Raw genomic sequence first — 23,116 nt, forward strand, 5'->3', positions numbered from 1 at the left:
GCTTTTATGGACTTTATATCAGGAAGTGAATTGTTGAAATTGTGTGAGGAAAATCACTGCCGGATTTCAGAAGTGATGCGGAAACGGGAAGCCAGTGAGTTCGGTGCCGATCCGGAGGAAACCATAAGCCGGATGAAAGAAGCTTACCGGATCATGAAGGAAGCATGTCATAAACCCTTAGATGAGCCGGTGGCTTCCATCGGCGGATTGATCGGGGGAGAAGCTGCAAAGGTTCGGAACCGAAGGCGATCAGGAAAATCCATATGCGGAAGCATGCTGTCTAAGGCAATTACCTATTCACTGGCTGTTCTGGAAGTAAATGCTTCCATGGGCCTTATAGTAGCGGCGCCCACGGCAGGAAGTTCCGGAGTTCTGCCTGGACTGCTGCTTGCTTTGGAAGAAGAATTTTCCTTAGATCACGAACAGATCATTGATGGCCTTTTTACAGCAAGTGCGGTGGGCTATCTGATTATGCGGAATGCTACCGTGGCTGGAGCACAGGCCGGCTGTCAGGCTGAGGTTGGCGCTGCTTCTGCAATGGCTGCGGCGGCGGCAACGGAAATCATGGGCGGAACGCCAAAGCAGTGCATGGATGCGGCTTCCTCAGCAATCGTGAATCTCTTAGGGCTGGTCTGTGATCCGGTAGCCGGTCTGGTGGAATATCCCTGCCAGAGCCGTAATGTTCTTGGAGCTTCCAATGCACTGGTATGTGCAGAAATGGCATTATCAGGAGTAGAGCAGTTCATACCATTTGATCAGACGGTAGACACCATGATGATGGTGGGGCGTTCGATCCCATTTGAATTAAGGGAAACTTCCCTTGGCGGCTGCGCGGCTACGGAAGCTGCCTGCAGGAAAACCTGTGAGATTTTTAAAACAAAGTAACAAGTAATAATGACAGGCGGTACCGGTTTTGTGAAACCGGTATCGCTTTTTAATGCATGAATAAAAAAAAGTTGCGAATGCAACCACTTTATGTTATGCTGTTTATCATCCTAAAATAAGATGAAATGCCGTCCGAAAGGCTTGGAGGTGGAAATCATGTGCGAGCACAAGGAAATCGGGAAATATATCTCGATTATCCAGAGACTTAATAATACGTATTTTGCAAATCAATTATCTACTTATCAGATAGGCTGTGGACAACAGTTTTTTTTATTGCAGATTTTTAAAAAACCTGGTATGAGTCTGCATGAGCTGGCTTCTTTTGGACATTACGATAAGGCCACTGCCACCCGCGCGGTTAAGAAGCTGGAAGAAGAAGGATATGTTGTGACGGAAATGGCACAGGAGGATAAACGCATCCGGAGGATTTACGTCACAGACAAAGCGGCAGCTGTCGTGGGAAAGACCTTGGAGAGCGTAAATGAATGGGCGGATATTATATTAAAAGGGTTTACCAAAGAGGAACGTGATGCAGCAGAGCAAATGCTTATTCGCATGGCTTGCAATGCCCTAGATCACATCGTGGAACAGAAGGGAAAGGAATAGAATACTTTATGGAACAAAACAGGATAAAACAGGGGGAAAATCCCCTGGGATATAAACCAGTGGGGCATTTGCTGCTTCAGTTTGCGCTTCCGTCAATAGTCTCCATGCTGGTAAATTCGGTTTACAATATTGTTGACCAGATCTTTATCGGCCAGGGCGTTGGGTATCTGGGAAATGCGGCAACCACCATTGCATTTCCCATTGTCACCATCATTTTAGCCATATCGACTCTCCTGGGAGCAGGGGGAAGCGCCTATGCTGCCATTAAGCTGGGGGAAAAAAATGAGGAAGAGGCGGATAAGACCCTTGGAACCGTTTTCCTGATGACCCTGGCAGCCAGCATTGCAGTTATGGCGATAGGATTCCCGCTTATGACTCCTATGTTAAAGATTTTTGGAGCGACTGCCAATACCATGGAGTATGCAAGGCAGTACACTTCTATCATATTACTGGGCACACCCTTTAACATGCTCTCCGTAGTACTGAGCAATATGGCCAGGACAGACGGGAGTCCTGCCTTATCCATGTATGCCATTTTAATCGGTGCTGCTTTAAATACCATACTGGATCCGATTTATATTTTTGTATTTCATTGGGGCGTGACCGGAGCGGCCATTGCCACCATTACCTCTCAGATCATTTCCGCAGTTGTGCTGGTCCTGTATTTTGTGTACAAAGGAAAGCATATGCGCCTTAATAAAAATAGTTTACGCATTGATTTTAATATCTGCAGGCTGGCCCTGCCTCTTGGGATCTCAAGCGGAATCACCCAGATGGCATCTACCGTTTTGCAGGTTGTCATGAACAATTCCCTGGTGTATTATGGAAATAAGACGGCCATTGGCGGCGATGTGGCCTTAAGTGCTATGGGTGTTGTAAATAAGATCGGCATGATCCTGATCTCCATCTGTGTTGGGATCGGCATCGGCTCCCAGCCGATTCTCGGATTTAATAAGGGAGCGAATCAGCCAAAGCGTGTGAGGAAGACTTATCTTTCGGCGGCTGCGGCGGCAACCGCAGTTGCCCTTACGGGATGGCTTGCCTGTCAGTTGTTCCCAAGGCAGATTTTAAGTCTGTTTGGGACAGAGGATGTGCAGTTCACCCAGTTTGCCATCCGCTGCCTGAAGGTGTATATGCTTGGAATCTTTTCGGCCGGATTCCAGGTTGTGACAACCAGCTATTTCCAGTCAACGGGACAACCCTTAAAGGCTTCCATTTTATCCATGCTGCGCCAGCTTGTGTTATTGATCCCGCTGATTCTTATCCTTCCTCTTTCTTTTGGTCTGGAAGGAATCCTCTATGCAGGGCCTGTGGCGGATATTACCTCAATGATCATTGTCAGCCAGTTTGTTCTGCATGAACTGAAAAAGTTAAACAGATTATGCAAAGACTCGTAATATGCGGAATAAAGGGAAAGGAGATGTGAAAATCATGAGCTTGAAGACGGAGATGGCAAGATTTACTGCAGGGCTAAAAAAGGCGGACAAAAAGATGGCCCTTGAACTGGAACAGCCGCCCAGAGGAACGGGGGCGCTGACCCAGGAACAATTTACAAAAAAGGTACGGGTAAAAACCTGGAACATCGACGGTTTTCCCGGAGTCACCATAAACGGAAGTTATTCAAAGACTGCCCATATCCTCATGCTGCCGGGAGGGGCCTATACCCTGGAGCCATCAGAGCGTTACAGGGAAATGGCAGAGTATTTTGCCGTAGAAGAGCAGGTAAAGGTGACCATACCTTCCTGCCCTCTGGCCCCGGAGTATACGGCGTTAGATGTCCACCGGTATCTGGTCCGGGTTTACAGCTGGCTTTTGGCAGAATATCCGGAAGATGAGTTTTTTCTTTTTGGGGATTTTTCCGGCGGTGGTCTGGCTCTCTCGTTATTACAGGAACTGCGGGACATGGGGAATCTGCCTATGCCGGTGAGAACTGCCGTGGTTTCTCCGTGGCTGGATATTGCTCTTAACAATCCGAAGATAAAGATCATGAAAAAAACGGATCCTATCCTTCCTGTAGAAGCGTTAAAAGAAGCCGGAGCCCGCTACTGCGGTCCTTTGGAACCGGATCACCCCTTTGTCTCACCACTTTATGGAAACTGGGATCAGCTGGGACAGATCCTGATATTTTCCGGCACAGATGAAATTCTTACACCGGACTGCGAGCTTCTGGCTGAAAAGGCGGGAAAATTTAAAGGAACGAAAATCATTTATAAAAAAGGGGCTAAGATGTTACATAACTGGATATTGATTCCGAGCAAGGAGACAGATGCCACTTTGGAATTGATTTTTGCATTCTTTCTGGAAGAAGCTTTGGGATTTTAAAAATGAGGCTCGGCCCTTTTAAGGGGCCGAACCTCATTTTTGATTTGTGATGAAGTACTATGAACAAAGGAACGGATTAAAGTTTGGCAAGAGACTGAAGGGCGTGACCTTCAATCAGCACCTCGTAATGTTCCCTGTAGTACGCTTCGGAGGCGTAGTCCTGGTGAATCTTGGAACCATATTCCGCAAGCAGGTTGCAGACACGGCTGAAATCCAGAGACTTGTCAGGAGTGTTCCTGATCACCAGATAATACTGTCTGGTATCAGGTTTTTTATATAATGTATTCTCGCCATCGTAAACCTGCCCGATGGTCCTTGCAGCATCAGATATCTGGTCCAGACTTTGAAAACAATAGATTCGTATCGAGGAAGCGCTTGATTGCTCTTTTGGCTCTTCGGCCTCCGGTTCTTCTTTCTTGTCAAGCCCTAACAGGTTTAACAGTCCGTCGGCGCCTTCCAAAAGTTCGCTTGCCAGGTCTCCTGGCATGGAATCCAAGTCTTCGTCGGCTGATGGTGAAAATTTGGCAAACCTTGTATCTAATTCTTCCGGATCTTCGATTTTTGTGATTACTAACATCACACTTTCGTTGGACAATGGAATTGCTTCTACCATGAGAGGAATGTCTTCTGCTTCGAATCCCACTTCGTTAGAGGCTTTCTGAATCATCTCGCGGAACAGGTTGCGGGCTTTTTCACTGCCATAGGCAAGCTCGCCTAAATTTAAGTTTCTGACGCTTAAATCAAAGCTGGTAAGCGTACAGCGAATTTGATTTTCGTTAATACGTTCTATCTTCATAGGATCACTTCCTGTTCTTTTTAAAATGGTGAATGAATGTTTACATACTTCCTCAACATAACTATACTATATAATATAGCGAAAAAGCAATTACTATGTGAAAAAATTTATATAATTTTAAGGTTTGAATGCTAATAACCGGGAATCCTATTTGCTTATTGGAATTTCCCGGTTTTATTTTTTTGATATGATGAAAATATAATATTGTTTTACTTGATTTCTTCGTTATCTTCGTAAGGTGATTTAGAAGAAAATGTAATTACCATTAGTTGTTATGTAAAAATAATGTAATAAAACAAATTTCCAAGTTTGCATTAAATAGGAATTTTATTTTGTTCTTATTAGCTGAATATATACTTCATTGGAGTAAACCGTATTCCATTTACAAGTTGTTCGGTGTCTGTATCCATAAATCCCAGTTTATGATATATCTCGACTGCGTAGGGTGATGAATTAACCGTCATTTCCTGATTAACACCTTCTTCCTTGAAAAAAGATGTTATGGTGCTTAATAATTCCCGCCCAATTCCTTGCCGGTGATGTTCTTTATCTACAAACAAAAGTGAAATATGACATGGTTGTCTGGTTGCAGCCACTCCCACGATGTTCTCACCGCTGAAACAACCCCAGAAGAGCATCTCGTTTTTATTGATTTTTTGTTCAATAGAATTCAAATCTATAAATTTCTTGAACTCCTGAATGCCTTCTTCTGAATAATCCGGAGCTTCAAATTCCAGAAAGACCTGCCAAACCAAGTCCAGTGCACCATGTTTCTTTATGGAATCTATATTCATTTGGGTTACAATATAATCCTTAATCATAATGATACCACCTCGCAAATTAGTGTATTACCTCTGATCTTGATTAGATTATAACAGAAAGATACCATAGGTGAAAGTAGGTAGTTCATTGGTGTTTGCGGTTAAATGGTATAGGTTTTTGGGCCATCCGTAAAGCTGAAGGTTTCCACTTCCTCTACGTCAATGTAGAAAAGTTCAAAGACGGGATTGTCAGGTGCATTGTACAGGCCCTTTATGCCGGGATTCTCGTCCAGTGCACGAGTTTTTAAAGAAAGATCGTTGACAAAGACGGCCTTACCGTTTACTGATACCACCGGCGTAAAGTTAGCTGGGTAGGTGCAGAAAGAAACATTGGGGTTGGCCTTAATCTGTTCGTAGACCGGTTTTTTGTTGCTGGTGCAGAAATATACTTTGTTGCCGTCTGTAAACAGGTATTGGAATACCCGGGTTTTACCCTTGCTGCCATCCTGTGTTGCCAGGACGCCGTTGGGGTTCTCCTTCAAAACAGCTGCATAATCAATCATGACTGATCCTCCATTCTTATTGGCAAATTGTATTTTGTCTTGCTTTATGCTATAATTATAGTGCGCACAGATCAATGTACAAGTACGATTTTTTAGTATAGTTAGTATCTAATAGGATAGTAATGGAGGATTTATTATGAATAATGAAAGTGAAAAAAAAGATCTGTTCGGTATTTGTCCTTATTTTACCTCTCAAAAGGTATTGAGCGGGAAATGGGCGCTGCTGATTCTTCACTATCTGGAAGAGAAGACACTTCGGTTTAAGGAGTTAGAGCGTGCACTGGCTCCCATTACTCAGGCTACACTGACAAAACAGTTACGTAATCTGGAAGAACATGGTCTGATTACCCGTACGGTTTACAATACCATCCCGCCCAAAGTGGAATACTCTTTGAGTGAATTGGGCCATCAATTTAAACCGGTGTTGGATAGTTTGGAAAAATGGGGAGAGTTATACATTGCTCACATGGAAAGAAAAGACTTCTAGGAAGTTTTGGGTTTCCGTAAAAAAATAGTTGAAAAAACAAATAGAATATATTAGAATATACCCCAAGAGATGATATTGGACAGACAAAAGGAGGTGGTTTTCGTAAGCGCCGTTCTGTTTGGAAAATATCAGCTATACGGCATCTTGGGAACCGGCCGGGCAGGGACAGTTTTTCTGGCGGTTCATCTGGGGCTTGAGGAATACCGGGCAATCAAGCGGGTACCCAAAAGCTTTCTGAAATTCGAACGTCTAAGGCATGAAGCGCTTGTTCTTAAGGAACTTCGCCATCCTGGAATTCCCATTATTTATGATGTAGAGGAAGACGAATTTTATAGTTATTTAATCGAAGAGTATCTGGAAGGAGATTCTTTATTTGACCTTGTGAAAAAACAGGGCTATCTATCGCGGGAACTGGCTATCTCATATGGAATCCAGTTGACCAGCATCATCAGTTACCTGCATCTCGCAGGACCAAACCCCATATTACATTTGGATTTACAGCCGAAAAACCTGTTATTGTGTCATGACATCGTTAAACTGATTGACTTTGAACTTGCCGCGTCCGTGGATGATGCAAATATGCACGGAGAGCGGTATGGAACCGTGGGATGTGCGGCGCCGGAGCAGTATTCAAAGGATGGAGTATTGGATGAACGAACAGATATATATGCCATTGGTGCTATCATCCATTTTCTTTTTACAGGAGAATTTCCTAAACTGCCCTATAAACCGGCTTCATCAATGGATGCCGATCTGGCTGCCGTCATAAACCGGTGTATGAAAAAGGGAAAAGAAGAACGGTTTTCATCAGCACAGGAGCTGGGTGAGAGGCTTGGACAGCTTAAAAACATGGGAACGGCTGCAAACGACCGTCTACAATCGTCATCTCTTACAATTGCTCTTGCAGGGAGCAAATCAGGGGCCGGAACGACTCATATTGGAATCGGCCTGTCTGTCTATCTTAGAAATCACGGATATCCCAATTTATTTGAAGAAAAAAATGATTCCGGCATGGGCACCGGGCTTGGTGATCATGCAGCCGCAAAGCGGGACCAGTATGGCCTGATGAGGTACCGGGGTTTTATTTGGAGACCCTATTACGGGCCGGTAGTGAAATTAAAAGAGCCGCCTTATCAAATTCGTATCCTGGATTACGGGAAAAATGTGGAACAGGCACTGAGGGGCAGCCCAGATGCTTTGATACTGGTATGCGACGGCAGCAGCTGGAGCAGAAACAGTGCCTATTTCTCTGCGGAATATGTAGGGAAAGGCCATAGTTCCTATGGGATTGTTTATAATCATGCAGCCAGGACAACCAGGATAAGGCTGCCTGAAGGGGCAGCCCCTTCCCGATGCATTAAGGCCCCTTATTTTCCGGCCCCTTTTGAGACAAATGCGGAAACAGAAGACTTTTACAAGACTCTGCTGGAAGAGATTTTAGAAATAAAAAGCATAAGGAAAAGAGGAAAAGGAAGATATAGAAGACAAATTAGCGATTGGTTTTCTCAAATGATTTCGGGCAAAAACTGCACCATAGAAAAAGGATAAAAGCCTTATGAATAGAACGGTAAAAAAGGTGTGGAAGCTTTCACGCTCCGGTAAAATGCCGGTCAATCAGGAGATCATTGGGATCATCGGAACCGGAAGAGGAGTGGGGGTGACCCATTTTACGGTTATGACAGCAGGATATCTGGGAGGAGTCTTAAGAAAGCGGTGTGCGGTTTTGGAATGGAACAGCCATGGGGATTTCCGGAATATGAGAAAGCTGTGCGCAAAGGAACAGTCTCAGGCCGGATGTTTTCATATACTGGAAGCGGATTATTATGAAAGAGCGGGGATTGATACGCTGTTATTGTGCAAAAAGTCCGGTTACCAGGCAGTGATTGTGGATTACGGAACCGTAAGGGGCAATCTGGAAGAATTTTTAAGATGCGACAGGCAATTTGTTCTCGGGAGCTTAAGCGAGTGGCAGATGGAAACGTTTCTGGAGTTTGAGAGTAAGGGGAAAAAAGCGGAAAAGAGCTGGAAGACGCTCGTATCGTTTGGAAGCGAGGAAGCCAGAAGGAATGCGGAAAAGAGGCTTAACACACCCATCTATCGAATTCCGGTTTCAGTAGACGTATTTGCTGTCACCGGTGAAATCATAGGCTTTTATCAGCAGTTTTTTTAAATACGGGGGAGGAATTATGTCACGGCAAAACCCTTGTGGTTCTCCCCCGGCCTATGTAACAAATGAGAAACAGACGGGGGATATGCAGATGAGAACAGAAGATGCCAGGGAAAGGAACGGGCAGGCAGAGAAAGGTCAGTATCTGGCAGGGCTTAAAAAATACCGGGATCAGGGAATCGCCATCATTATCGATGGAGAAGAACTGCCGGAGAAAGACTGGAATAAAATATTTGAAATAAGGGAGGATGATAGTTTTTATATGGCCGATTTTGTTCCTGACGGAGAGACCGGAAAACTGCGGGAAATAAGATTTGACCGGGTTTATTACCGGTAAATACTGGATCGTGCCAAAAGGGACGCATGCGGGATGCCATCTTCAGCCTTAAGCTGGCTGCTTCAGTGCGTCAGGGCGGGAATAGGGGATATGTAATGTAATGAAAATGTAAATTCCAAAAAATAAGAATTGTGATATAATGGGCAAAAGAGAGCGAAGATAAGTTTGCTCACGATATAATCCAAAAGATAGTATAGGCATAAGACGATACGATCCATTAGCAGGAGGAAAACAGATGAAGAAGAAAGCAGCGCCGGTTCTTGCGACGCTAGGATTGATTTTGTTAGTGACCGCCATATTTTCAGGGGTGTGGTTTCTGGAACGGTATATTCCCTCAAAGGAACAGGCAGATATAGCCGGACTGCTGGGAGTAAAGGGAGATGAAGTGGCCCTTTATCTCAATGAGGATCTGCAGGAGGCAAAAGGGCTTTACCTGCAGGAACAAACCTATCTCCCGATTGAGTGGGTGAATGATATGTTAAATGAGCGGTTTTACTGGGACAGCAATGAAAATCTTCTTGTGTATGCCCTGCCGGACTCCATTGTCTATGCGGATCATTCCACGGTCGGAACGTCTGGGAAACCCCTGATCTGGGTAAATGAGAACGGGGTTTATTTGTCCGTCGGACTGGTGGCAAATTATACGGATATCCGCGTGACTGCCTATGACAGCGCTGAGCATAAGAGGATTTTTATTAATAACAACTGGGATGCCCAGCAAAAGGCAGTGGTTTCCGAAAAGGGAAATGTCAGGGTAAAAGGCGGAGTGAAAAGTCCCATTGTGACATGGATTTCTCCCGGAAGCCAGGTCACTGTTCTGGAATCTATGGCTAGGTGGGATAAGGTGCGGACGGAAGACGGATTTGTAGGCTATGTGGAACGCAAACGGCTGGGGGAAGTGACCAGTGAGGTTCTTAAAAGTACTTTTGCAGCGCCGGTTTACACGAATGTTTCCATGGAAGAACCGGTTTGCCTTGCCTGGCACCAGATGACAACCCTTGAAGGAAATGGTTCTTTTGACAGCGTGATCGCCAATACAAAAGGGGTCAATGTCATATCTCCGACCTGGTTTGAGCTTACGGACAATGAAGGAAACTTCCGGTCCCTGGCTCAGGAGGATTATGTAAAGAAAGCTCATGATAAGGGTTTAAAAGTCTGGGCCCTCATCAATAATTTCAGCCCTGATGTAAATACGGAGATCCTGATGTCAAAGACCTCCATCAGACGGAAGCTGATTGATGCCCTTATGTCGGAAGTGGATCGTTACGGCCTTGACGGGATTAATCTGGACTTTGAGGGAATCAAGGAAGCAGCAGGGGTCCATTATGTACAGTTCATACGGGAGCTTTCCATACCATGCCGTGAGAAGGGGATCGTCTTATCCGTGGATAATTATGTTCCGGCTCCCGGCAATCAGTTCTATAACCGAAAAGAGCAGGGGATCGTGGCTGATTACGTGATTATTATGGGATATGATGAACATTATGCAGGCGGGGACGCCGGTTCTGTGGCTTCCATTCAATATGTGGAAAACGGGATCAGGGATACCCTGGCCCAGGTGCCAAAGGAAAAGGTGATCAATGGAATCCCCCTCTATACAAGGGTGTGGACCGAAGGACCTGATGGAAAGGTTACCTCTTCCTCTTTGGGCATTGCCCGCGCAAAAGATTGGGTCAGTGAAAATCAAGTGGAATTATACTGGCAGGAGGAATTGGGCCAGTATTACGGAGAATTGCAGTCAAAGGAAGGGCTTAAAAAGCTGTGGCTGGAAGAAGAACGGTCCATAGGACTTAAGATGGATCTAATAAAACAGTATGGCCTGGCAGGTGTGGCTTGCTGGAAGCTGGGATTTGAACCGTCAGACTTGTGGGATGAAATCCGGCTTGATAAAAAGTAAACGAAAGACGCGTAAGAGACAGAAAGGTCAGGTTATGAGAAACAGGATCGTATTGGCAGCATTGCTGGGCGTGGCGTGTATGCTGGCAGGGTGTTCGCTCAAGGGAACAGAGCCGGAAAGCACCAGCGCAGAGAGTACTTCTCCGCAAGAGACAGAAACAACGAGGACGGAACCGACGACCATTGAAGAATTCCCCCAAACTTCGGAGGATCCGGCTTCACAGCCTCCTGAAGAAGCCTTTGACAATGGCTGCAAGATCATTGTAGCTACGGATATTCATTATTTAGCCAGGGACTTGACGGATTTTCAGAAGGGGTTCCAATACAGTATAGACCATGGTGACGGCAAGGTGATGCAATACATCTGGGAGATAACGGATGCTTTTGTGGAAGAGGTTAAAAAGGAACGGCCCGATCTGGTGATCTTAAGCGGAGATCTGACCTATGAAGGCGAAAAGGAAAGCCATGAAGAATTTGCCGAAAAGCTTGGTAAAATTGAAGAAGCCGGTATCCCCGTGATCGTTATTCCTGGAAACCATGATATCAATAATTCTAAGGCAGCTCAATTTGTGGGAGATACCTTTCTGGGGGCGGAAAATGTGACTTCAGATGAATTCGAGGAGATCTACCAGGACTTCGGATACAATGAGGCGGTCAGCCGGGACCCTGCTTCCTTAAGCTATGTTTATCAGGTAAATGATTATACCAGAGCCTTAATGCTTGATACATGCCAGTATGAACCGAGAAATCTGGTTGGAGGAATGATCCGGGATGATACATATGACTGGATTGAGGAGCAGATGGAGGAAGCCTGGAATCTGGGGATGAATATGATTCCGGTAGGCCATCATAACCTTCTTGATGAAAGTGAAGTATACTTACAGGACTGCACCATTGAACACAGTGAACAGCTTATTGACCAGCTGGAAAGCTGGGAGGTCCCCTTGTTTTTAAGCGGTCACCTTCATGTGCAGCACTATATGAGGTCCAGAAACGACTCCGGGATCTATGAGATCGTTACCAGTTCCTTATCCACGCCGCCTTGCCAGTATGGGATCTTATATTATGGAGACGACGGGAGTTTCCGCTATCATACAAAGCCGCTGGATATGAAGGAATGGGCAAAAAAGACGGGAAGCACTGATAAAAATCTTTTGAACTTCGATGAATTTGGGAAAAAGTTTTTAAGCAAGGTATTTTACAATCAGGCTCAGGATGAGTTTAAGAGGCTTGATACATTAAAGGGATTGACCAAAACTCAGAAGGAACAGATGGCAAAGGTCTATGCGGAGCTTAACGAAGCCTGTTATGCAGGAACCGTTACAGACATCCGGGATAAAGCCAAAGCGAAGGCCGGCTACAAGCTGTGGGAAGAGGAAGGGTATCCCAGCATCCTGGCTCAATATCTGGAATGGATTACGAACGATGGGACAAGGGACTATAATGCATTGAGCTCAGAATAACAGGAAAGTCGCAGGGAGCAGTTCTTTTTTATTTCACTAAAAGATATAATTCATTAAGAAGATGAATCAGGTAGAAAATGTGAAATTTAAGAAGTGGGAACCCCTTATGGCACTGGTTTTGCTGGTGCTGGTATATGTAATATCAAGTCAGGCTGGAAAGATGACGGCGGGGGTCAAGGCAAAGGCCGAAAAAGAAAGGCCAGTCGTCGTCATAGATGCGGGACATGGAGGAAATGATCCGGGAAAGATCGGAATTGACGGAACCCTGGAAAAGGATATAAATTTGCAGATAGCATACCGGTTAAAAAAGTATCTGGAAGCTTCTGACGTGAAAGTGGTTCTGACCAGAGAAGATGACAATGGATTGTATACGGAAAAGGACAGCAGAAAAAAGATGGCGGATATGAGCAAGCGCTGTGAGATCATCAATGATGAAAGCCCGTCACTTACCGTCAGCATCCACCAGAACAGCTATCATGAGGAATACGTATACGGAGGACAGGTATTTTACTATAAAAAGTCGGATAAGGGAAAAGAGCTGGCAGAAATTTTACAGAGCCGGTTTGATTATGTGCTGGGCGAGAAAAATACCAGACTGGCAAAACCCAACGATAACTACTATCTTCTTTTACATGTGCGGACCCCGATCGTAATCGTGGAATGCGGTTTTTTGACCAACTGGAAGGAATCAGCTCTTTTGAATAACACGGATTACCAGGACCGGGTTGCCTGGACGATCCACATGGGGGTCATGGAATATTTGAATACGAGGTAAGGAAAGTACATACAATCTTGTTAATCGAATGAAGCGTATTGGGAGAAATCTATGAAAAACCGTCCGGCACCGGGCGGTTTTTCATGTTTGACAAGTCGTCAAAACCCAGATAAAAAGCCTTTTAAGAAAATTTGGCTGCAGCAGGTCAAAGGAGATTGTCTCTATTATCAGGGAATTAAATTTGTCCCATTTATTTGAGGAGCAAACGTTTGGTTAAATAAATTGGAATTTTTAGTCGAATTATGATATGATAAAAATATATCGTATGAAAAAAGTGGCGGTCTGAAGAATGAGAAAGGGGAAATTTTATGAAAACGTTATTCAGAAAAGGGCGGTTTTATGTAAACGGCTCCTTCGCTTTGGGAGACTTGCTGGCAGAGGATGGAGTAATACGGGATATATCAGAAGTTCACAACGGGGATGCAGCCGTTGTTTATGATATGGAAGGAAAGCTGGTGGTTCCGGGATTTATCGATATACATACCCACGGAGCCGCAGGCGTTGATGTGAACAAGGCTACAGCGGAGGATTATGAAACAATCTACCGCTTTTTTGCCGCCCAGGGTCAACGGCCTGGCTGGGGTCGGTGTAGCGAACCTGGTGGTACTTGATGAAGCATGCAAGGTTCTTAAGACATATGTACATGGAAGAGAATGCCGCTGATACCGGCGAGGAAGGATTTTGATAAAATGAGCGGTTATTTGTATGGATTGTTTCTATTGATCAGTTTTGGCGCATCCATTGCAGGCGCCATCTGCGGAATTGGCGGAGGCGTTATCATAAAGCCCACATTAGATGCATTTGGGGTATTAAGCGTATCTGCGATCAGCTTTCTGTCAGGTAGCACTGTGCTAGCAATGACCTGTTATTCTGTAATCAAAGGGAAAATGAGCGGAGAGTCTCTGGTGGATATGAAGACGGGGACGCCTCTTGCCATAGGGGCTGCCATAGGAGGAGTTGTGGGAAAGTCCATGTTCCAGGCAGTTTCTTCCTTGTTTGCAGACAAGGACATGGTGGGGGCTGTTCAGGCGGCCTGTCTCCTGGTGATCACTCTGGGAACGCTGATCTATACGATTAAAAAGGACAGGATCCATACTCATCATGTGACCAATCCGGTCATTTGCGTGCTGATCGGACTGGTTCTTGGGATCCTTTCTTCATTTTTGGGAATTGGAGGGGGCCCTATCAATCTGGTGGTGCTGTTTTTCTTTTTTTCCATGGATACGAAGGCAGCCGCCCAGAATTCCCTTTACATTATCCTGTTTTCCCAGATCACAGGACTTTTGAATTCCCTGGTAACAGGGACGGTCCCGGAATTCTCCATCTGGCTTTTGGTCCTTATGGTGATAGGAGGGATCTTAGGCGGGATGAGCGGCAGGGTGATCAATAAAAAAATTGATGAAATGGTAGTGGATAAGCTGTTCCTGTTTTTGATGGTAGTCATTATTGGAATTAATATATATAATATTTATCAATTTATGTAAACCTTCAGGGCTGTTGCGGATACGGTTCGCTTCAGCTCTTTTTGCTGCACGGAATCAGGAAAGGTGACTTTGATGATAGGAATATTGGTTGTGGCTTTTTCCGCTCTTCTTGGAGGTCTTGTCCAGGCGGTAACAGGTTTTGGAGGGGCGATCATCATTTTGATTTTTCTTCCCCTCCTCCTGTCCATGAATGCGGCTCCTGCTTTAAGTGATGTGATTACCATGATCCTGTCCTTTTCTATGTTCTGGCGGTACCGGGAGTCGGTAAGTTATAATGACATGCAGAATGCGGCACTAATCGGATTTATCGGACAGTTTATCGGTTATTACATTGCTGAGAAAAAGGGCATTGACGCGGATCAGCCAAGACATTTGTCACAGGCGATTGTGATTCAGTGATTTTTGAAATTTTCTAAGAGATACAGGAGTCCATAAAAAGAGCTGCCCATGGCTGATTATCATCAGACATCGGGCAGCTCTTTTCCTGTAAATCTATTCTTCCTTTATCAGTTGTTCCAGGAGATTTTTAGCCATGAGAATATCCTTTTTTTGCTCTTCGCCGGATATCTCCCGTTCTATGGTAATATCTCCCGCATATCCTATTTCTTTCAGCTTTGCCACAAAGGCGGGGTAATTCACTTTTCCCTCACCAAGAGGAACCTCTTCACCAAGCATATGACCGTCCGTAGGATATTTTCCATCCTTTCCGTGAATTCCCATCACGTATTCCCCGAATACTTCCAGGGCGTCTACGGGGTTGGCTTTGCCGTACATGATTAAATTGGCAGGGTCCAGGTTGATTCCCACATTGCCTTTTCCTGCATCCTTTTCGATATCCTGTATGGCTCTTTTTAATGTGACCGGGGTTTCCTGGCCTGTTTCAAAAAGGAAATTCTGCTGATTCTTTTTACACTGTTTTACCAGCGCTTTTAAGCATGTCAGGACGCCCTGGTAATGGGGATCGTAGGGATTTTCCGGCATGTAGCCCACATGGGTTGCCACATCCCGAACATGGATCATGGCAGCAAAATCAATCCCTTTTTCCAGCATCTTCATTCTCTCAAAACGGAATGCCTCGGGCACAAGACCCAGGGTAAGCTGACCGTCATAGAAATCCCATACTCTTGGGCCTTCCCATCCGCACCAGAAGGCGGTAATATCCACTTTGTGACGGCTTACTGCGGCATTTACCTTATCTGCAGTTTTCTCATTCATCAATTTCTGGTCCCAGCACACCAGCTGGCAGCTTTCCATACCCATAGAGCGAAGCTCCGCAAATTTACCTTCCACGTCCGTATCCTGAAATAGTTCAACTAAACTTCCGATTCTCATAGGAAATACCTCTCTTTCTTTTTATCAGCCCTTAACAGCCCCGGCCGTAATGCCTCCCACAATATGCTTCTGCATGAAAACAAAGAAGATCAGGCTTGGGGCCATGGACATCACAATTCCCGGAAGGGCGTGTTCCCAGTCCGCCGATTGGGCGGAAAACTGCATATAAAGCGCATTCTGGATGTTCATTGCCCGTGCATTTCCTCCGACGATCAACTGGTTGGTGATGATATCATTCCATGTAGCAAGAGTGTCCAGAACCACGACTGTTGTCAGGATGGGCTTTAGCAGCGGGAGAACAATGGTAAAATAGGTCCTTACCTTGGAAGCACCGTCAATACAGGCGCATTCCTCCAGCTCAATGGGAACATTTTTTACAAACCCATGAATCATATAGACTGCCAGGGGCATACACAGCCCTGTACTTACCAGGATATATCCGATCTTATTCCCTGTCATGCCAAGACTTGCCACCAGCCTGGTCAAAGTGATCATGTAGGACTGGAAGGGCACCATCATTGGCATGATAATAAGTGCAAAGCACACCGCGGACAATCTGCCCTTTGTCCTTGCCAGTTTATAGGCTGCCATAGGTGCCAGCAGCGCGATCACGCATACTGTGCATGCCGTATACAGCAGGGTATTGCTGATGAGCATCGGAAATCGGAATTTCGTCCATGTTTCCATGTACATGTTAAGACTCCAGCTCTCAGGAAGGGCCAGGAACTTTTGAAGTATGTCGTTATAAGGTTTAAAAGAATTAATAAATATCAGAAGCAGAGGCATCAGCCAGAACACAGAACAGATAAACACAATAACGGAAAGCACGCTGATTTTTTTTATTTTTTTCATTACGCCTCTATCTCCTTACCCTTAGTTACCTTAAGCTGTACTGCAGTGATCAAAAGCACGAAGACTACAAATACCAGTGACTTTGCGGTAGCCATTCCGTAACGGTTGTTAAAAAATGCTTCCTTATAGATGTTGTATGCCACGGAAATGGTGGAATTGGCCGGTCCGCCCTTGGTAAACACCATGATGACATCAAACAGTTTAAATGAGAATGTCAGGGATGTAAGCATACAGATGGAAACTGCAGGCATGATCAAGGGAATGGTCACCCTTCTTAACACCTGGAATTTGTTGGCTCCGTCTATTTTGGCGGCTTCGATCAGTTCCCTTGGTACGGAAATGATGCCGGCAATATAATTCACCATATAGAATCCCAGATTCTGCCACACGGTCATAATCACGACTACGAAAAATGCAAGCTTCGATGATCCCAGCCAGCTCCAGTGAAACACCTCCCAGCCGGTTGCCTGATACAGAGCCTCAAACCCGGGACCGAGGATGAATTTCCAGATCAGGCTGATGGCCGTCAGGCTTATGATATAAGGTATGTAATAAAATGCCCGCCCCACGCCCCGGCTTTTCTTTTCCTCCGCCATGACCAGGGCAACAGTCAGGGATATAATGTTTACCGCCACTACAAAAAACACCGAGAACTTTAGTGTAAATGCAGCGCTTTTCCAAAAAAGTGCATCGTTTGAGAATATATTAACAAAGTTCTGAAGTCCCACGAATTTCATGTCCTTACTGATCCCATTCCAGTCAAAGACCGAGTAGTACAGGTTCATCAGAAACGGTACATCTGTAGAAAACAGTACAAACGCCACCGCTGGAAATACAAACAATGCGAATATCAATAAATCTTTTGCTTTTTCTTTGTTTTTCACTTTCATGCCTCCTGGGTTTCCGTTTCCGTCAGGCTCCGGTTTCTCAAACTGAGGGTTCAGTTTTTCTGGGTCGGCCATCCCTTCTGGAACTCCTCTGTCACCTGCTGCGCTGTCATATCGCCTATCATATACGCCTGCATTGCAGGACCAACGATATCAGAATATCCCGTAGGCGCAATGGTGTGGATCCAGCCGTTTGTCTTTCCATTTTCCACGTATGATGACGCATCATTGGCAAGAGCGCCCTTAACTTCCATGGTTGTCTTAGCTCCCGGTACGCCTCCTACGCCGTCACACATCCATTTCTGGCCTTCCTCCGATGTGAGGATATACTCCAGATATTCCTTTGCCAGATCCAAATGCTTGGAATCCTTGTTCACGATATAGGTCCAGTTACAGGAAGACAGCAGTGTGGCATCTTCCGGATTATCACTTACCGGACAGGGAAGGAATGCCAGACGGGCATCGGGGTTAAAGGAATCCAGGGTAGACTGGCACCAGTCGCCCATATGGATAATGGCTGCCTCTCCGTTTGCCAGCATGTTTTCGCTTGTTTCCCAGTCGATTTCAAGTGGTTTATCAGGACCATATTTCACAGCAAGATCCAGGAGACGGAAGAGATTCTGGAAATTCTTCATATCCTTAAAGGCAAGATCGCCGCTGTTTAATTTATCCACGACTCCCTTTGCATCCAGGGACTTATCCATTATAAAATGAGTGGAAAGGTGATGAAGGACCCATGTTTCCTTTGCTGCCAAAGCAAAAGGTGTGATCCCGGCTGCAGACAGCTTTTCGCAGGCTGCCTCAAGCTCATCCATGGTATCCGGAAGTTCTGTGATCCCGGCTTTTTCAAACAGCTCAATGTTATAGATCAGGCCCAAATTCTCATAGGTCCATGGAAGTGACATGATGTTTCCGTCCCCGTCTTTTCCCGTTTCCAGGGCAGCTTCCTTGAATTTGCCTAATACTTCTTTATCCTCTGTCCAGTTATAAGCATATTCGTTATATTTCTGGGCTGCCGTACCGGATTCCACATCAAATACATCCGGGATATCTCCTGAATTCACGCGGGACTGAAGCAGCGTACTGCTGTCGTTTGCAGCGTGCTGTACTTCGATTTTAACGCCAGGGTGGGCCTCTTCGAATTTTTTAGCCATCTCTGCATACTCTTCAAGGCCGTATGCATGGGCGTCAAATACCTTTAAGGTGATTTCTTCCGCCGTTTTTGCCTGATCCTTTGAGACGCTTCCGCTGCATGCTGTAAGGCTGGGAACAGCCAATGCCGTTGTCATCAGGATAGCCAATGCTCTCTTCATCATAATTTTTCCTCCTAAAATATGAAAATTTTAATTGTTACCTTTTCGTTACATACTCCTTTGCCCGCTTCCATTCCCTGATCGCCTGGCGTACAGACTGAATGCCTTCCTCCAGAGGGGCGACTTCAACTGGTTTTCCTTCCTGGAGACATTGGATGAAATATTTTATTTCCGTATAATAAGGGCCCAGATTGGATATGTTGATTCCGGCAGAGTCATCGTTTACGTCATACTCCCGGTGGAGCCTCGGATGCTCGATTCTGCCGTCATTTTTATAAATAGTCAGAGGCGTTTCCTCACGTCCCTTAAATACGACACTGGCTTCCTCAAAGCATGCATGGAAGCTGGCTTCAAAAGGAAGAGAGGAGCTTATGTCCCATATTCCTTCCGTTATGGCAAAAACCTTGCCGAATTCATAGGCGGTAAAGATCTGGTTGATCATGCCGCTGGAAAAGGCAGTGGCCCTTACATCAAAGGAATCCGGTTCTCCCAGCATATACCGGAGGAAATCTAAGTCATGTACGTGGAGGTCCAGTACAACGGACCCGCTTTTCCCCTCCTCGTGGAACCAGTCCTCATATCCCCAGGCGGCATCTCCGCTGACTCTCTGCATAGTGATGGATTTAAGCGCTCCAAACCTTCCGGTATCGTAGCACTCTTTTAAGTACCGGTATTCATCAAAGGATCTCACCACCTGTCCTACCATTACCTGAACCCCATTTCTTTTCTGGGCGTCCATAAGCTTTTCGGCCTCTTCCTCTGTCAGGCATACAGGCTTCTCGACAAATACATTCATTCCCTTATCCATAGCTGCCAGAGCATGCTCCGTATGGAGATAACTTGGGAGGCAGATATGGACGCTGTCCAGGGATTCCGTCTCCAGCAGCTCCATACCAGTTTTATACTGCCTGGCATTGGGCCATTGTATTGCGGCCTTTTCCAGAAATTCCGGCCTGCAGTCTGCCAGGGCCGTCACTTCTACATTCATTTTCGTTGACAACGCCTTTAACGATAGGTTATGAGTTGTGCCCATTCCTCCACATCCGATCAGTCCTAATTTCATATCATCATCCTCTTTCATTAGTTTGTACAGTGACCTTACTAATATAATTTAAAATTAAAAGCCATTAGGATAAAGTTGTTGTATTCTGGCTTTTGATATCTAAGAATTATATTAATTTGTTGAAAATACAATAGCATTAAGCGACACATATGTCAATATATTTTTTTGATTCATATAAAATAAATGTAATTAGTGATATTTATTTAGAAAATTAATTCATTATTTTATGAAACATTCATATAAAATAGATATTGGTCATATCAAGTTTCAATTTATTTATACTAATTTGCTTATTTTCCATAGATAAGACCTCTTTTTATATAGCTTTTCTCGGGAATGAGGCTTTTCTGCGTATTTTTCCTGGAATTATTGCAACTATCTATATTTTATGATACATTATTTGATAAGGTTACTTTACTAAATATTTGTTAAGGAGGTGGGGTGCAGCTTCTGATGCAGCAGATCATGAGAAGGGGAAAGGTGTTTCAGTTGTGAAATACGCCTAAAAGTCAGAAAAGGGCTTTGCCTAAGGAGAAGCGGAATTGCCATATGTGTGGTTTTCCAGAACTTCATGGGGCCAGAGACAGTTCGATCAGTAATTTATCATAACAAGCAAAGGACAGGCAGGAAATTATGAAACTTGTAAACCAACAGTTAATTAAAAATACAAATCTAAAGCAATTGTACAATTCCATTTACCGAAACCCAGGGATCTCAAGAGCGCAGCTCTCCAAAGATTCTCACTTAAGTAAAACTGCAGTTTCCTCCCTGGTGGATGAACTGATTGCGCGCAAATTTGTATACGATTCCGGTGCCAGTGACAGTACGAATGTGGGCCGTAAGCCCAACAGTTTGTTGCTTCGTGCGGAACAGTATTATGTGGCTGTTTTCTTACTGGAGGAGAAGAGACTCAATGCGGCCCTGGTGGACATCACCGGTACCTCTTCCTTTTGTGAGCAGGTGGATGTCCCTTCCCTTGACAGCTACATTCTTCTGTGCCAGGAATACATCCATCAGACTGTGCTGCAGCAGATAGACAGGGAACAGTTCCTGGGGATTTGCGTGGTGGTTCCCGCAATGATAGATCCTGACAAGCGGGAAATATTCGCTACAACACTGAACCTTCCGGAAAAAGACTTTGTAGGCCAGCTCCAGCACGCATTCTCCGGTTTTCCGGTAGCACTTTTAAATGATACGGCCTGCTTTGCTTATGCGGAAAAGGTTTATACTCAGATTACGGAAAAGGATTTCGCATTTATTAACTTCGGGAAAGGGATCGGCGCTACCTTATTCATCCATAATGAGATGCTGGGCCGTGCTTCTGCTTCCTACACCCAGTTCGGTCATTATTCCATTGACCCTAAGGGAGAGCTTTGTTCCTGCGGGAACCGGGGATGCCTGGAGTTAATGATCGGGGAAGCGTCCTTAAAAGACCGTATTTCTAAAGCAGGAGGAAGTCCGGCTTTCAGGAGATCATCGAACGTTACCTATGGGGATCTTGGCCAGGCCAGTGTATATGGAGATATGGTTTCCTGCAAAGTAGTGCGGGATATCGCTGATGAATTTTCCATGGCTTTGTGCAATTTGATCTGTATGGTGCATCCAAAGCTGATAATTATCGGAGGTAAGGGAAAAGACCTTGGGCCTTTATTTCTCCAGGAAATCCAGGAATGTCTGGGCACTATGGGATTTCGCCGCATGGTGAACTCCGTCAGCGTCAGGTACAGCCTTCTGGATTCCAGTGCCCTTTATAATGGCGCAATGAAATATTTCTTTGATATCCATTACAATTTTACTCAGGATATGGCCGGAAGCTTTTTTATCGGCTGATGGGGTTTTCCGGCTATGTTGTTTTCTTATGAAACGGAGGTACGCCAATGGAAAAGTTAAGAGCTGCAATTATGGGCTGCGGAAGAATCTCTTCCTGTTATGAAGATGCCTTTCGCAGACTTTCGGATTATGTAGAGTTAGTATGTGCTATCGATATTGACGAAGATAAGGCTAAAGCTTTTGGGGAAAAATTCAACTGCCATTACAGTAGGGATCTGGAGTCCGCGCTGCAATACCGGATTGAAATAATACATCTGTGCCTTCCCCATTATCTGCACCCGGTCATGGCTGTAAAAGCCATGGAGGCTGGAATACATGTGCTTACTGAAAAGCCCATTGCTATTTCCCTGCAGGATGCTGACCGGATGATGGAAGTACAGAAGCTTACCGGGAAAAAGCTGGGTGTCATTTTCCAGACCAGATACACAAAAAGTGTGGAGAAGTTAAAACAGCTGATTAGTGAAGGATATTTTGGAAAGATTTTATCTGCCCGGTCTTATCTCACCTGGAACCGTCCTGCCTCTTATTATGAGGGATGCGACTGGAAAGGAACCTGGGATAAGGAGGGGGGCGGCGTCCTGATTGACCAGGCCATTCACAGCATGGACCGTGTCCGTTACATGTTGGGCAGTGACATTGAATGGATTGAAGGAAGCGTTCACAACCACTGTCATGAAATGGTGCATGTGGAGGATGCCGCAGAAGCGGCCATAAGATTTAAAAACGGCTGTATCTACAGCCTTTATGCCTGCAATTCCTATGCTTCCGATGCGCCCATTACCATAGAACTCCAGGGGGAAAAGGGACGCTGCGGTCTGATACAGGATATGGGCTTTTATGAATCGGATGGCTGCTATACAGAAATAAGAAATACCTATGAGACCACAAACGTCGGGCCGGATTACTGGGGAAGCAGCCACCATCTTCAGATCAGGGACTTTTATGAATCGATTCTGCAGGATGGACCTGTAGCTGTAGACGGATCGGAAGGCAGGAAGACTTTGGAGATGGTTAAGGGAATCTATTTATCTTCTTTGGAAAAAAGGCGTATTTATCTGCCGTTTGAGGATGTGTATTATGAGGATTTAAATACGCAGAAGATATGAAATACATACGTTCATTTGCTTTGCTCTGCAAATGATTCACTACCCGTACCGGGATTATGATTATGTACCAGTTGGAATAAGCACCTGTCCAGTCTGCGCCCCGTCCATCATGCATATAGATAAATTTATATAGATAAATATCGTAATTTTACTAAAATTATGCTGGAAACTGTCGATATAAACTATAGGTA

The 23,116-nt window shown here is 45.0% G+C and carries 25 protein-coding genes; 17 read left to right on the forward strand and 8 right to left on the reverse strand.

Going from position 1 to position 23,116, the window contains the following annotated elements; genetic code table 11:
- Nucleotides 1-6 precede the first annotated feature (6 nt).
- The 4 genes from sdaAA to BMX69_RS21465 all read left to right on the forward strand — a co-directional run bounded on the left by sdaAA (nt 7) and on the right by BMX69_RS21465 (nt 3,813).
- A complete protein-coding gene (sdaAA, locus tag BMX69_RS21450; RefSeq protein WP_025231047.1) occupies nt 7-885 on the forward strand; it encodes an L-serine ammonia-lyase, iron-sulfur-dependent, subunit alpha in 879 nt (292 codons plus the stop codon).
- Nucleotides 886-1,041: 156 nt separating this feature from the next.
- Nucleotides 1,042-1,491, forward strand: coding sequence for a MarR family winged helix-turn-helix transcriptional regulator (locus tag BMX69_RS21455; RefSeq protein WP_025231048.1), 450 nt, complete (start codon nt 1,042-1,044; stop codon nt 1,489-1,491).
- Nucleotides 1,492-1,499: 8 nt separating this feature from the next.
- Nucleotides 1,500-2,888: an MATE family efflux transporter gene (locus BMX69_RS21460; RefSeq protein WP_100043474.1), complete on the forward strand. Its 1,389-nt coding sequence runs from the start codon at nt 1,500-1,502 to the stop codon at nt 2,886-2,888.
- 34 nt (nt 2,889-2,922) lie between these two features.
- Nucleotides 2,923-3,813 carry an alpha/beta hydrolase fold domain-containing protein gene (locus BMX69_RS21465; RefSeq protein WP_100043475.1) on the forward strand — a complete coding sequence of 297 codons (891 nt, stop codon included), beginning with the start codon at nt 2,923-2,925 and terminating at the stop codon, nt 3,811-3,813.
- A gap of 76 nt (nt 3,814-3,889) precedes the next feature.
- Here BMX69_RS21465 and BMX69_RS21470 read toward each other — a convergent pair whose 3' ends face one another.
- The 3 genes from BMX69_RS21470 to BMX69_RS21480 form a co-directional block, all read right to left on the reverse strand.
- Nucleotides 3,890-4,609, reverse strand: coding sequence for an adaptor protein MecA (locus BMX69_RS21470; protein WP_025231051.1), 720 nt, complete (start codon nt 4,607-4,609; stop codon nt 3,890-3,892).
- A 341-nt stretch (nt 4,610-4,950) separates the two neighbouring features.
- On the reverse strand, nt 4,951-5,430 hold the full coding sequence (locus BMX69_RS21475; RefSeq protein WP_100043476.1) for a GNAT family N-acetyltransferase: 480 nt from the start codon (nt 5,428-5,430) through the stop codon (nt 4,951-4,953).
- 101 nt (nt 5,431-5,531) lie between these two features.
- Nucleotides 5,532-5,933 carry a pyridoxamine 5'-phosphate oxidase family protein gene (locus BMX69_RS21480; RefSeq protein WP_100043477.1) on the reverse strand — a complete coding sequence of 134 codons (402 nt, stop codon included), beginning with the start codon at nt 5,931-5,933 and terminating at the stop codon, nt 5,532-5,534.
- A gap of 136 nt (nt 5,934-6,069) precedes the next feature.
- On the opposite strand from BMX69_RS21480, the gene BMX69_RS21485 reads away from it, so the two are divergent.
- The 11 genes from BMX69_RS21485 to BMX69_RS21525 all read left to right on the forward strand — a co-directional run bounded on the left by BMX69_RS21485 (nt 6,070) and on the right by BMX69_RS21525 (nt 14,941).
- Nucleotides 6,070-6,420 (forward strand): winged helix-turn-helix transcriptional regulator, encoded by a 351-nt coding sequence (locus BMX69_RS21485; RefSeq protein WP_054791675.1) that lies wholly within the window; start codon nt 6,070-6,072, stop codon nt 6,418-6,420.
- A 69-nt stretch (nt 6,421-6,489) separates the two neighbouring features.
- Nucleotides 6,490-7,968: a serine/threonine protein kinase gene (locus BMX69_RS21490; RefSeq protein ID WP_408610317.1), complete on the forward strand. Its 1,479-nt coding sequence runs from the start codon at nt 6,490-6,492 to the stop codon at nt 7,966-7,968.
- Nucleotides 7,969-7,975: 7 nt separating this feature from the next.
- Nucleotides 7,976-8,590, forward strand: a complete 615-nt coding sequence (locus tag BMX69_RS21495; RefSeq protein ID WP_100043479.1) for a hypothetical protein — start codon at nt 7,976-7,978, stop codon at nt 8,588-8,590.
- Between the two features lie 88 nt (nt 8,591-8,678).
- Nucleotides 8,679-8,924, forward strand: coding sequence for a hypothetical protein (locus BMX69_RS21500; protein ID WP_100043917.1), 246 nt, complete (start codon nt 8,679-8,681; stop codon nt 8,922-8,924).
- A gap of 235 nt (nt 8,925-9,159) precedes the next feature.
- Nucleotides 9,160-10,821, forward strand: coding sequence for a glycosyl hydrolase family 18 protein (locus BMX69_RS21505; protein ID WP_100043480.1), 1,662 nt, complete (start codon nt 9,160-9,162; stop codon nt 10,819-10,821).
- Nucleotides 10,822-10,855: 34 nt separating this feature from the next.
- Complete coding sequence (locus BMX69_RS21510; RefSeq protein WP_054791686.1) at nt 10,856-12,283, forward strand: metallophosphoesterase; 1,428 nt, start codon at nt 10,856-10,858, stop codon at nt 12,281-12,283.
- A 61-nt stretch (nt 12,284-12,344) separates the two neighbouring features.
- The gene (locus tag BMX69_RS21515; protein WP_330387519.1) at nt 12,345-13,058 is read left to right on the forward strand and encodes an N-acetylmuramoyl-L-alanine amidase; all 714 of its coding nucleotides are present in this window, start codon (nt 12,345-12,347) and stop codon (nt 13,056-13,058) included.
- A 51-nt stretch (nt 13,059-13,109) separates the two neighbouring features.
- A complete protein-coding gene (locus BMX69_RS24250; RefSeq protein WP_157724445.1) occupies nt 13,110-13,256 on the forward strand; it encodes a hypothetical protein in 147 nt (48 codons plus the stop codon).
- Nucleotides 13,257-13,366: 110 nt separating this feature from the next.
- A complete protein-coding gene (locus BMX69_RS24845; RefSeq protein WP_054791672.1) occupies nt 13,367-13,669 on the forward strand; it encodes a hypothetical protein in 303 nt (100 codons plus the stop codon).
- Between the two features lie 78 nt (nt 13,670-13,747).
- Nucleotides 13,748-14,542, forward strand: coding sequence for a sulfite exporter TauE/SafE family protein (locus BMX69_RS21520; protein ID WP_054791685.1), 795 nt, complete (start codon nt 13,748-13,750; stop codon nt 14,540-14,542).
- Nucleotides 14,543-14,614: 72 nt separating this feature from the next.
- Nucleotides 14,615-14,941, forward strand: coding sequence for a TSUP family transporter (locus tag BMX69_RS21525; RefSeq protein ID WP_100043481.1), 327 nt, complete (start codon nt 14,615-14,617; stop codon nt 14,939-14,941).
- 93 nt (nt 14,942-15,034) lie between these two features.
- Here the strand turns inward: BMX69_RS21525 and BMX69_RS21530 are convergent, their stop codons facing one another.
- The 5 genes from BMX69_RS21530 to BMX69_RS21550 are packed head-to-tail and all read right to left on the reverse strand — an operon-like array spanning nt 15,035 to nt 19,989.
- On the reverse strand, nt 15,035-15,874 hold the full coding sequence (locus tag BMX69_RS21530; RefSeq protein WP_054791670.1) for a sugar phosphate isomerase/epimerase family protein: 840 nt from the start codon (nt 15,872-15,874) through the stop codon (nt 15,035-15,037).
- Nucleotides 15,875-15,898: 24 nt separating this feature from the next.
- Nucleotides 15,899-16,726 (reverse strand): carbohydrate ABC transporter permease, encoded by an 828-nt coding sequence (locus BMX69_RS21535; protein ID WP_100043482.1) that lies wholly within the window; start codon nt 16,724-16,726, stop codon nt 15,899-15,901.
- Nucleotides 16,726-17,688 (reverse strand): carbohydrate ABC transporter permease, encoded by a 963-nt coding sequence (locus BMX69_RS21540; RefSeq protein WP_242941315.1) that lies wholly within the window; start codon nt 17,686-17,688, stop codon nt 16,726-16,728. The genes BMX69_RS21535 and BMX69_RS21540 overlap by 1 nt, the downstream gene beginning before the upstream one ends.
- On the reverse strand, nt 17,667-18,929 hold the full coding sequence (locus BMX69_RS21545) for an ABC transporter substrate-binding protein (RefSeq protein WP_100043483.1): 1,263 nt from the start codon (nt 18,927-18,929) through the stop codon (nt 17,667-17,669). Before BMX69_RS21545 ends, BMX69_RS21540 begins: the two co-directional genes overlap by 22 nt.
- A gap of 34 nt (nt 18,930-18,963) precedes the next feature.
- Nucleotides 18,964-19,989 (reverse strand): Gfo/Idh/MocA family protein, encoded by a 1,026-nt coding sequence (locus BMX69_RS21550; protein WP_054791669.1) that lies wholly within the window; start codon nt 19,987-19,989, stop codon nt 18,964-18,966.
- 633 nt (nt 19,990-20,622) lie between these two features.
- Here BMX69_RS21550 and BMX69_RS21555 point away from each other — a divergent pair.
- Both BMX69_RS21555 and BMX69_RS21560 read left to right on the forward strand, forming a co-directional pair.
- Nucleotides 20,623-21,819 (forward strand): ROK family transcriptional regulator, encoded by a 1,197-nt coding sequence (locus tag BMX69_RS21555; RefSeq protein WP_025231067.1) that lies wholly within the window; start codon nt 20,623-20,625, stop codon nt 21,817-21,819.
- A 47-nt stretch (nt 21,820-21,866) separates the two neighbouring features.
- Nucleotides 21,867-22,925 (forward strand): Gfo/Idh/MocA family protein, encoded by a 1,059-nt coding sequence (locus BMX69_RS21560; protein ID WP_100043484.1) that lies wholly within the window; start codon nt 21,867-21,869, stop codon nt 22,923-22,925.
- Nucleotides 22,926-23,116 lie beyond the last annotated feature (191 nt).

This window comes from Lacrimispora sphenoides JCM 1415, from assembly GCF_900105615.1.
In the GTDB taxonomy this organism is placed as follows: domain Bacteria; phylum Bacillota; class Clostridia; order Lachnospirales; family Lachnospiraceae; genus Lacrimispora; species Lacrimispora sphenoides.

Excerpts from the sequence above, each read along its gene's own strand:
- sdaAA (WP_025231047.1), top strand. The coding sequence starts at position 7 with ATGGACTTTATATCAGGAAGTGAATTGTTGAAATTGTGTGAGGAAAAT.
- BMX69_RS21455 (WP_025231048.1), top strand. The coding sequence starts at position 1,042 with ATGTGCGAGCACAAGGAAATCGGGAAATATATCTCGATTATCCAGAGA.
- BMX69_RS21460 (WP_100043474.1), top strand. The coding sequence starts at position 1,500 with ATGGAACAAAACAGGATAAAACAGGGGGAAAATCCCCTGGGATATAAA.
- BMX69_RS21465 (WP_100043475.1), top strand. The coding sequence starts at position 2,923 with ATGAGCTTGAAGACGGAGATGGCAAGATTTACTGCAGGGCTAAAAAAG.
- BMX69_RS21470 (WP_025231051.1), bottom strand. The coding sequence starts at position 4,609 with ATGAAGATAGAACGTATTAACGAAAATCAAATTCGCTGTACGCTTACC.
- BMX69_RS21475 (WP_100043476.1), bottom strand. The coding sequence starts at position 5,430 with ATGATTAAGGATTATATTGTAACCCAAATGAATATAGATTCCATAAAG.
- BMX69_RS21480 (WP_100043477.1), bottom strand. The coding sequence starts at position 5,933 with ATGATTGATTATGCAGCTGTTTTGAAGGAGAACCCCAACGGCGTCCTG.
- BMX69_RS21485 (WP_054791675.1), top strand. The coding sequence starts at position 6,070 with ATGAATAATGAAAGTGAAAAAAAAGATCTGTTCGGTATTTGTCCTTAT.
- BMX69_RS21490 (WP_408610317.1), top strand. The coding sequence starts at position 6,490 with ATGATATTGGACAGACAAAAGGAGGTGGTTTTCGTAAGCGCCGTTCTG.
- BMX69_RS21495 (WP_100043479.1), top strand. The coding sequence starts at position 7,976 with ATGAATAGAACGGTAAAAAAGGTGTGGAAGCTTTCACGCTCCGGTAAA.
- BMX69_RS21500 (WP_100043917.1), top strand. The coding sequence starts at position 8,679 with ATGAGAACAGAAGATGCCAGGGAAAGGAACGGGCAGGCAGAGAAAGGT.
- BMX69_RS21505 (WP_100043480.1), top strand. The coding sequence starts at position 9,160 with ATGAAGAAGAAAGCAGCGCCGGTTCTTGCGACGCTAGGATTGATTTTG.
- BMX69_RS21510 (WP_054791686.1), top strand. The coding sequence starts at position 10,856 with ATGAGAAACAGGATCGTATTGGCAGCATTGCTGGGCGTGGCGTGTATG.
- BMX69_RS21515 (WP_330387519.1), top strand. The coding sequence starts at position 12,345 with ATGAATCAGGTAGAAAATGTGAAATTTAAGAAGTGGGAACCCCTTATG.
- BMX69_RS24250 (WP_157724445.1), top strand. The coding sequence starts at position 13,110 with ATGAAAAACCGTCCGGCACCGGGCGGTTTTTCATGTTTGACAAGTCGT.
- BMX69_RS24845 (WP_054791672.1), top strand. The coding sequence starts at position 13,367 with ATGAAAACGTTATTCAGAAAAGGGCGGTTTTATGTAAACGGCTCCTTC.
- BMX69_RS21520 (WP_054791685.1), top strand. The coding sequence starts at position 13,748 with ATGAGCGGTTATTTGTATGGATTGTTTCTATTGATCAGTTTTGGCGCA.
- BMX69_RS21525 (WP_100043481.1), top strand. The coding sequence starts at position 14,615 with ATGATAGGAATATTGGTTGTGGCTTTTTCCGCTCTTCTTGGAGGTCTT.
- BMX69_RS21530 (WP_054791670.1), bottom strand. The coding sequence starts at position 15,874 with ATGAGAATCGGAAGTTTAGTTGAACTATTTCAGGATACGGACGTGGAA.
- BMX69_RS21535 (WP_100043482.1), bottom strand. The coding sequence starts at position 16,726 with ATGAAAAAAATAAAAAAAATCAGCGTGCTTTCCGTTATTGTGTTTATC.
- BMX69_RS21540 (WP_242941315.1), bottom strand. The coding sequence starts at position 17,688 with ATGGCCGACCCAGAAAAACTGAACCCTCAGTTTGAGAAACCGGAGCCT.
- BMX69_RS21545 (WP_100043483.1), bottom strand. The coding sequence starts at position 18,929 with ATGATGAAGAGAGCATTGGCTATCCTGATGACAACGGCATTGGCTGTT.
- BMX69_RS21550 (WP_054791669.1), bottom strand. The coding sequence starts at position 19,989 with ATGAAATTAGGACTGATCGGATGTGGAGGAATGGGCACAACTCATAAC.
- BMX69_RS21555 (WP_025231067.1), top strand. The coding sequence starts at position 20,623 with ATGAAACTTGTAAACCAACAGTTAATTAAAAATACAAATCTAAAGCAA.
- BMX69_RS21560 (WP_100043484.1), top strand. The coding sequence starts at position 21,867 with ATGGAAAAGTTAAGAGCTGCAATTATGGGCTGCGGAAGAATCTCTTCC.